Source organism: Leptospira ainlahdjerensis, from assembly GCF_016919175.1.
Taxonomy (GTDB): Bacteria; Spirochaetota; Leptospiria; order Leptospirales; family Leptospiraceae; genus Leptospira; species Leptospira ainlahdjerensis.
On the sequence record NZ_JAFFPU010000008.1, the window covers coordinates 1 to 8,967 of the forward strand.

The window sequence follows — 8,967 nt, forward strand, 5'->3', positions numbered from 1 at the left end:
ATTGCGCTGAGTTATTCAAAGCGACCCATAGGAAAGCTTTGCGCTGAGTTATTCAAAGCGACCCATAGGAAAGCATTGCGCTGAGTTATTCAAAGCGACCCATAGGAAAGCATTGCGCTGAGTTATTCAAAGCGACCCATAGGAAAGCTTTGCGCTGAGTTATTCAAAGCGACCTCGCCAACTTATTTTAGAATTTCGTCTTGCCTTCCCATCAGTTTGACCCCGAGCCTCGGTCCGATTTCTTGGACGATTCTCGAAGCCACGTAGTTCCCCCAGCGAGTCGCTCTCTGTAGGCTGTATCCTTGGGTCAGTCCGTAGAGAACTCCCGCCGCGAAACAATCTCCCGCGCCCGTTGTGTCGAGCGGTTTTACCGGGAATCCTTCTACATGGGAAACCGTTCCGTTCTCCGCAAAGAACGCGCCGTTTGCGGAGTCGGTCATGAATACGAGTGGAGCAAGTCCGGCGATAAATTTGAGGGCTTCCTGTTTGTCTTCTTTTTGCGAAAGTGCTTTCGCCTCTTCCGCGTTGCAGAAGACAATATCAAAGTAGTCTTTTGTTAAGCGAATAAAGTCTTCTCTCGAACGATTTACGCAGAAAGGATCGCTGTATGTGTAAGCGACCTTGACCCCGTTCTTCTTGGATTCTTCCATCGTTAAGAGAGAAGCTTCCTTGGTTCCGGGTCCGTCCCAGAGATATCCTTCTATATAAGAAATCTTTGATGTTTTTAGTTTCTCTATGTCTATGTCTGACTTCTGAAGAGTGATGGAGATTCCTAAGTGGGTCAACATCGTTCTCTCCGCGTCCGGGGTCGTGAGGACGACACAGGTTCCGGTATGTCCCTTGTCCTCGGGTGCGACTTCGAAAAAGATCCCGGCTTCTTCCATATCTTTTTTATAAAATTCCCCGTAGGTGTCCTTCGAGACCTTTCCGGTATAAGTTCCAGTTCCTCCCGAGTTTGCGATCGCGATCATCGTGTTCGCCGCGCTTCCCCCGGAACGAAGTTCTCTCTTGCTTCCTTCGAGAGCGGTTAAAACGCCGGCTTGTTTTTCCGCGTCTACCAAGGTCATAATTCCCTTATCAAACCCGAGACGTTTGATAAATACGTCTTCCGTAGGAACTAAAATATCCACGAGTGCGTTTCCGACTCCGAATACGTCGTAGTGTTTCATCGGTTTATCCTTTTCTTTTCCATTCGATCAATTCCCAGCCCGTGTCTTCCTGAAAGAAAACGCCCTCTCCTCCCACAACTTCAGTGAGGAGTTTTATAAATTCTTCCTTTCTTTCCGTGATCACGCCGCTAAAGAGAAAATGATTCGTTTTTACAGATGCAATTTTTTGAATATTCGCTTTTAATACTGCAAAGGTGATGTTTGCTATGAGCAGATCCCATTCTTCTTTTTGGATCGGTCCAAAGTCGAAACCGCCCTCTTCCACTTTTAAAACCTCGGGGGATATTTCGTTGTCGTCCCGATTGAAGGTTGCGGATCTCACTCCGTTCGGATCGATGTCGACCGCGAGGATTTGAGCCGCTCCCGACTTTGCGGCCGCCACGCTCAGGATTCCCGAGCCGGTTCCCACGTCTAACACTCGTTTACCGGAAAGACCAAGGTTTCCCATTCTTCCCAAAACGAGTCTTGTGGTTTCGTGGTGTCCTGTTCCGAATGCTAGTCCCGGATTGATGAGCAAAGGAATGATCCCGGCCGGAGTTGTGCTTACTGCGATGTCTTTTTCCCAAGTCGGAATCACACGATAGGATCCGATCACGAAGGGTTTATAAAATTCTTTATACGCTTCTTCGTATTCTTTTGTCTCGATCCAACGGGATTCTAAGAAGAAGTTTTCTCCGGCGTTCACCTTTAAGAAGATAAGAATTTTGGTTTCATTCTCCTTGTCTTCTTCCGCCAAATAAACGCGAAACTTGGTATCGTCCGAAATGATTTCTTCGTTGGGAGCGCGGGGAACTTCTCGATCAAAGAGGATTTCGTAATATCCTGCGACTCCTGCCTCGTCTAAGAAGTTTGTAAAATCGTCTGCGATTTCTTTCGGTATGGTTAGAATGATTTCTCTGTATCTCAACTTGTTTCCCGGGTCGTATCCAAAATTTCCGCTTCGACCGGACTGTCATCTAGGATTTCATCCTCAGTGATGAAAGTCCGAAAGTCTTTTACGATCCAAACCCAGATTCCAATAAAGAGCGCGGTGGAAAGCCATCCCCCGAACCGCGCCTGTGGAAGCACAAAGAAGTTGAAAAGCCCGTGTTGAGAGACTGCGAGTAAAAACGCCAAAAAAAGATAGACCGGTCTGTCCTTCGGTTCTTTGAGATTCGATTTCACAAAGGCAAGGGCAAAACAAAGATTGATGAGAAAGTGAGCGTTCGAAGAACGGATCGTCCGACCGACGAACATCGCAATTCTATCTTCTTCCTTCGCGTTGAAGATATAATTCGCGTTTTCGATTCCTGCAAACCCGAGAGCCACAAATCCTCCGATCAAAACCATTTCTTTACGAAACGAGTAGTTCTTCCAATCAAACGCAAGAAGAAGTCCCGCAAAAAGAATCAATATTCCCTTACAAAATTCTTCCATCATCCCCGCTTGGATGAACGCGATGTGAGCCGTTTGCGTGAGGATATGTCCCGCTCTTTTGGGAGCGGCCATCTTCACGTCCGGCCAAAAGATCGGATGTAACTTCAAAACGATCTCGGTGGAAAGATAACCCAAAAAAAGCGCGAGAAGAATTAAGAATATTCTCTGCGGAGTATTCTTTCCCGGAAAAAGAAGGATCAGAAAAAATCCCCAAGGAAGAATGGAGAGAAACCCGAGAAGTGCGACGTCTACGCTCATAGCTCCTCCATATAACGTCCGTCATACATCATCACGAGTTCCTTCTGAAGTGGGGTCGGCATCGCTTCCGGATCGATACTTCCGTTCCAAAAAAGTTCCGTGACTCTTACATATCCTTTCGTACCCGGAGGCGGCATGAGAGGTGAAAGACTTTCTATGAGTTCCAAGGTCATCTGATCTTGTTCCGGATAACCGGAGGCTTCCACAAGGTCCACGTCCACGACTTCTCCGTCGGGGGTTACCGTATAAGCGACGACGGAAGAATAATTTTTGGGAGCCCTTCTCCAATATTCCATAAAGGATTCGGGACCTCTCATCTTCGCGGAAATATAATTCGAATACGTCGAAGGTAATTTTTTTCCTCGAACCTGGCGGACTTCCCCTTTGACCCTTCCCTCGTCCGCGGGTTTGTCGTCAGGAATTTTATCCCCTTCTTTTTGAGTCGGAGTTTCGGTTCCCGAAACGACTCCTCCGTTTAAACCCTCGACTTGGTCCGGAAGATTCGGATCGATAAAGTAGAATTCCAGATTCTCCGGAGTGAAATGAGTTCTTTGTCTTTCCTGTTCTTTCTGTTCCTTCTTTCTCTGAAGTGTCACGGGAATGATCAAAACCAGGGAAATCAAAATCAAATGAAGAAGAATACTGTATGAGAGATTACTAATGAATACGGTTCTCGGGCTCGTTTCTTCGGACTCAGGCTTAGTTTGGATCGTTCGATTGAGAAGAAATCGGGATAGAAGATGAATCCCGACGATGCCCGTAAGAATCACGAGCGCCGGAACAACACTCGAAGCGATCGCAAAAAATTTCTGATCTCGGATCCCCGGTTTCAAACCCATGGACATAAGGAAACGGATTCCGTGCGCCGGTTCGAGCCAGGAGAAAAAAGCAGTCGCAAAAAACAAAAGTAAGAGAAGAAACAAAAAGAGAATCGAAAATCCCTTCCAGAGATTTCCGAGATAGATATGTCCCCATCCCGGAAAGATCCAATCTCTTAACTTGGCGTATTTTTGTTTTCGGCGACCCCATTCTCCCTGAAAGCCGGAGAAGCGCGCGACGCGCGCCTGTTTTTCAAACATTCTCCAAGGTCTTCGAAAAAGAAAGAACGGTTTGCCTCGGCTGAGGAGCGTGTCTCCTGCGATGAGGACGGAGAAAAAATACAAAAAGCTGTCTTCTACGATTCCTAACTGACCGTATTCCAGACGATACGGATCTTGAAAGACGAGCTTGGACGTAAGATAACCCGCCACGAGAAGAACAAGAATCTTAAAGTGAAATCTTTCGATCTTTTCTTCCTCGACCACCTTTCCACGTTTCGATTTCGACTGACGTTCCCTTTCTTTTCGAAGTGAAGAAGAATGTGCAAAAAGAAGAATCAACCCGATCAAGACGTAGAACCCGATCAACCATTCTCCCAATTCCATTACGAGAGAACGAACGAAGGCTTCTACAACGGGAAAGAGGATCGCGGAAATTTCCAGAGGATAAAGAATACTCCAGCAGAAGATCTGAAAGAGGAGAGATCCAAAAGCGGAGGAACGGATTTCTTTTCCCTTAGGAAAGGCAAAGAGAACCCCCAAAGGAAAAAAGATTCCCAGACCCAGAAAGGGGGAACTCCAGGACAAGAAATTGACACCGAAGATGACTAGTTTCTTTTTCAGGCAAGGTCTCCTTGGACGCTGCAAAACGGATTTCTATCAACCATTCGACCCGAGGAAGGAGCGCAGGCAAACAAGAAATCCTTCCAAAGAGAGAATTAAAATACTTTATTCCCGAATCCAGAGCAAAATCCTGGGCACATGGAAAAGAAAGAAAGTCTCGATTCCTCTTTGAAGGAAATCGTATCCGTCTGTAAACGTAGAGGGTTTGTCTATCCCGGTTCTGAAATTTACGGAGGACTCTCAAACACCTTCGATTACGGTCCTTACGGAGTCGAACTTCTCCAAAACTTAAAACAACTCTGGTGGAAGTATTTTGTTCACTTAAGAGAAGACGTCGTCGGACTGGATTCTTCCATTCTTCTCAACCCAAAAGTCTGGGAAGCGTCCGGTCACGTTTCCAACTTCACCGATCCGTTGATCGATTGTAAGAATTGTAAGACCCGAATCCGCGCGGACAAGTTCCTGGAAGACCAAAAGGGAGAAGGTTTTGCGACCGGTCTCACTCTCGAGAAGATGAACGAGGTGATCAAGGAAAACAATTTCGCCTGCCCTAACTGCGGACAAAGGGGAACGTTCACCGAAGCGAGGGACTTCAATCTGATGTTCAAGACCTCTCACGGAGCGAGCGCGGAAGACGCATTGGATATCTATCTTCGTCCGGAAACCGCCCAAGGTATTTTTTTAAATTTTAAGAATGTGGTCTCAACGACCAGAAGAAAGATTCCTTTTGGAATCGCTCAGATCGGGAAGTCGTTCCGAAACGAAATCATGGCCCGTCAGTTCGTTTTTAGAACGAGAGAATTCGAACAGATGGAAATGGAATTCTTCTGTGAACCCGGAACTCAGAAAGAATGGTTCAAACACTGGGTGGATTATTGTATGAAATGGCTCACCGAACAAGTAGGAATCAAAAAAGAAAACCTAAGAGTGAGGGAACACGAGAAAGAAGAATTATCCTTTTACAGCGAAGGAACCTCGGATATAGAATTCAAATACAACTTCGGATGGGGTGAGCTCTGGGGAATCGCTTCCAGAACCGACTACGATCTAAACCAACACCAGAAATTTTCCGGAGAAGACCTGAAGTATCAAGACCAGGTTCAAAATAAGAAGTTCGTTCCTTTTGTCGTTGAACCCGCCTTAGGCGTGAATCGCCTCTTTCTCGCGGTCGTAACCGACGCTTATGAAGAGGAAAAACTTCCCGACGGAGAAGTCAGAACCGTTCTTCGTTTTTCTCCGAAGATCGCTCCCGTAAAAGCAGCCGTATTTCCTCTCATGAAAAAGGACGGTCTTCCCGAAAAATCCAGAGAGATCTTTGCGGATCTCGCAAAACTCGGCAACATTGAATACGACGACGGCGGGGCCATCGGAAAAAGATACAGAAGACAAGACGAGATAGGAACTCCATTTTGTATAACAGTAGATTATGATACTTTAAAGGACAACACGGTCACCGTAAGAGAACGGGACAGCATGTCTCAAGAAAGGGTTCCCGTTGACAAACTCGCGACCTGGTTGTTCGAGAGATTGTGATTTTTTTTTGCGGAGAATTTTGATCTTTAGGAAAGAATGGCTTTTTTTGTTAGACAAATCGATATTTAGCTTACGTCCGGATATCGTACAGCTTTAGTCTTTTGTCGAAGTTGCCGCTGTGCGTTTATGCGAACTTCGACAATCGTGCAATTTGACTCTTTTGTAGGAATTGCGACCGCGTTTATGCGAACTTCGACAATCGTGCAAGGTTGAGTCCTGCGTCGGAGTTGCGACTGCGTATATACGAACTTCGACAATCGTGCGAGGTTGAGTCCTGCGTCGTCGGAGCTACGACTGCGTTTATACGAACTTCGACAATCGCGCGAGGTTGAGTCCTGTAGTCGGAGCTACGACTGCGCGTTTAGGCGAACTTCGGAGATCGTGCAAGGTTGAGTTTCGTCGTCGGAGCTACGACTGCGTTTATACGAACTTCGACAATCGTGCGATTTGACTCTTTTGTAGGAGTTGCGACTGCGTTTAGGCGAACTTCGACAATCGTGCGAGATTGAGTCTTGTAGTCGGAGCTACGACTGCGTTTATGCGAACTTCGGAGATCGTGCGAGGTTGAGTCCTGCGCCGGAGTTGCGACTGCGTTTACGCGAACTTCGACAATCGTGCGAGGTTGGGTCTTGTAGTCGGAGCTACGACTGCGTTTATACGAACTTCGACAATCGCGCGAGGTTGAGTTTCGTCGTCGACTCAATGCAACGGATTCCATTCTTCTGGTAAATGGTTTACAACCGTTTTTTTTTCTCAAGTAAAACGGATCATCAAAAAAGAATTCCTAGAATCATCTTTTTCTTTATAAAACCGAACGTTCTCCAAAAAACAAAGATCAAAGAACGCAAAAAATGAGAAACGAAGAAAAGCATTTTACAGGAGAGAAGGAACAGATGAATCAAAAATTTAAGAAAGGATGTATCACGGCAATTCTAGTTTTCGCATTTTTTTTCCTTTTCAGGTTGTTTTACGGATATCTCTCTTATTCTCCGGAAACAAATTCTTCCTTAAACATTCTCCCATCGCAGACGCGAGAATCGGCCCATGTAAAACAAAATATTGCCTCCAAGAAAATCCGATCCGAAGAGACAGGAAATACTAAAAGTTTTGATCAGAAGTATGAGAAAGTCGCGACCTTGGAATCGCTTTCTTCTGAAATCGAAAACGATGAAAAAAAGATTAGGGATCTTATAAATTCTTCAGGATCCGTCATCCAATATGAAAATAGCTCAGGACTGAAAGAAAATCGAAACCGCGTTCTCAAGTTGGGAGTCGGCGTTCCTCCCGAAAAATTCGACGAACTTGTAAATGAGTTCAAAAAAATAGGAAAAACACTCCTTCTCACAATCGATAAAAAAGATAAGACGAACGAATACAAGGATCTTCAGTCCAAGAAAGAATCTCTTCTCAAAATTCGAAATTCTCTTTCCGGATTAAAAAATAGAGGCGGACGAATCGACGAGTTTATCAGCCTGGAGAATCGTATTTTAGAGATTGAAGACGCAATTCAAACTTTAGGAATCAGTCTTGGAGAATTCGATTCGGAAAATGAATTCTGTACGGTCCTGATCGCCATCTATGAGAATAAATCCGCAACTGCGGGAAATATCAGTTTTTTTCATCGTGTTAAAGTCGCGTTAGAATGGGCGATCAAATATTATTTTGTCTTCTCACTCTCCTTGCTGTTTGCGGCCTTATCGATTCATTTCGGTCTTCCACTTCTTGAGAAAATAAAACACCTTCTCATCCGAAAAGAAGAATCATAAAATAAAAAAGAATCTCGTTTCTAAAACTTCTTCTTGAAAGAGAAACCAGGTAGGAATTCAATATGTTTCAAATCAACTCTCTCTTTCAAATTGGATAAAGAAAGATTTTTTATCTCATGGCTAAAATCAAAAAAACGGTAGAACCGTTCCAAATCGCGAACCTCCTCCCCGAACACAGAGAAAGCGCGATCGAACTCGTAAATCAATTCTTTCGCTTTGTGAATTCGCTTACGTTAGACGGCCTTTTCAAAATTCGTCCCCGTGCCGGAACGAAGATGGTTGACGTCTATTTAAAACTTCGTGGAACGGGCAAGGTCCTCCTTTTAGGAGGATTCTTAGGCAAAGAATTAGTTTCCCTCCTTATCGCTCGAACGGAGGACAAACCTTACTTGGAAGAGAACAAAACTCTCTTTATCGATTTAGCAGTTACAAAACGAGGAAAACAAAAGTCCGGGTTCATGAAACCTCTCGTCCTTTCGTGCGAATCCTGGGCCAAAGACCAAGGGTTTCAAAGCGTAGAATTGAGGGCGATTTCCGAGAATGAGAATGCAGTTTCTTTCTGGAAAAAAATGGGCTACGACCCTTTTTACGTTCGTTTTAGAAAGTCGATTTAATTTTCGCCTTTAAAAAACATCCTACTTTTATCCTTGATTTAGGAGATGAGAAATGCGATTCCCACGGTTGCAGGTCAACGTAAGAATCTTCACGAAGTTCGTATAAACGCAGCGATTTACAAAAACTCAGCGCAAAACCTACATCTTCACGGAGTTCGTATAAACGCCACGCTTTACAAAAACTCAGTGCAAACCTGCATCTTCACGAAGTTCGTATAAACGCCACGCTTTACAAAAACTCAGCGCAAAACCTACATCTTCACGGAGTTCGTATAAACGCAGCGATTTACAAAAACCAGCGCAAACCTGCATCTTCACGAAGTTCGTATAAACGCAGCGCTTTACAAAAAACCAGCACAAACCTACATCTTCACGAAGTTCGTATAAACGCAGCGATTTACAAAAAAAACCAGAGCAAAACGCGCATCTTCACGAAGTTCGCATAAAAGCAGCGATTTACAAAAAACCAGCACAAACCTGCATCTTCACGAAGTTCGTATAAACGCAGCGATTTACAAAAACTCAGCGCAAAACCTGCATCTTCACGAAG

7 protein-coding genes are annotated in these 8,967 nt (G+C 44.8%); 3 read left to right on the forward strand and 4 right to left on the reverse strand.

Annotation, left to right across the window (positions count from 1 at the left end; genetic code table 11):
- Positions 1–182: 182 nt before the first annotated feature.
- Genes JWG45_RS02045 through JWG45_RS02060 form a run of 4 tightly spaced genes read right to left on the reverse strand, consistent with a single transcriptional unit; the run spans position 183 to position 4,468 of the window.
- On the reverse strand, positions 183–1,169 hold the full coding sequence (locus tag JWG45_RS02045) for an adenosine kinase (RefSeq protein WP_205278128.1): 987 nt from the start codon (positions 1,167–1,169) through the stop codon (positions 183–185).
- Positions 1,170–1,173: 4 nt separating this feature from the next.
- Entirely contained in the window at positions 1,174–2,076 is a 903-nt protein-coding gene (locus JWG45_RS02050; RefSeq protein ID WP_205278129.1) for a 50S ribosomal protein L11 methyltransferase, read from the reverse strand.
- On the reverse strand, positions 2,073–2,843 hold the full coding sequence (locus JWG45_RS02055) for a PrsW family glutamic-type intramembrane protease (RefSeq protein ID WP_205278130.1): 771 nt from the start codon (positions 2,841–2,843) through the stop codon (positions 2,073–2,075). The genes JWG45_RS02050 and JWG45_RS02055 overlap by 4 nt, the downstream gene beginning before the upstream one ends.
- Positions 2,840–4,468, reverse strand: coding sequence for an energy transducer TonB family protein (locus tag JWG45_RS02060; protein ID WP_205278131.1), 1,629 nt, complete (start codon positions 4,466–4,468; stop codon positions 2,840–2,842). Before JWG45_RS02060 ends, JWG45_RS02055 begins: the two co-directional genes overlap by 4 nt.
- A gap of 174 nt (positions 4,469–4,642) precedes the next feature.
- Between JWG45_RS02060 and JWG45_RS02065 the strand changes: the two genes are divergently transcribed.
- From JWG45_RS02065 to JWG45_RS02075, 3 genes are all read left to right on the forward strand, one after another.
- The gene (locus JWG45_RS02065) at positions 4,643–6,037 is read left to right on the forward strand and encodes a glycine--tRNA ligase (protein ID WP_205278132.1); all 1,395 of its coding nucleotides are present in this window, start codon (positions 4,643–4,645) and stop codon (positions 6,035–6,037) included.
- An 893-nt stretch (positions 6,038–6,930) separates the two neighbouring features.
- Positions 6,931–7,803 (forward strand): DUF4349 domain-containing protein, encoded by an 873-nt coding sequence (locus tag JWG45_RS02070; RefSeq protein WP_205278133.1) that lies wholly within the window; start codon positions 6,931–6,933, stop codon positions 7,801–7,803.
- Between the two features lie 116 nt (positions 7,804–7,919).
- On the forward strand, positions 7,920–8,417 hold the full coding sequence (locus JWG45_RS02075) for a GNAT family N-acetyltransferase (RefSeq protein ID WP_205278134.1): 498 nt from the start codon (positions 7,920–7,922) through the stop codon (positions 8,415–8,417).
- Positions 8,418–8,967 lie beyond the last annotated feature (550 nt).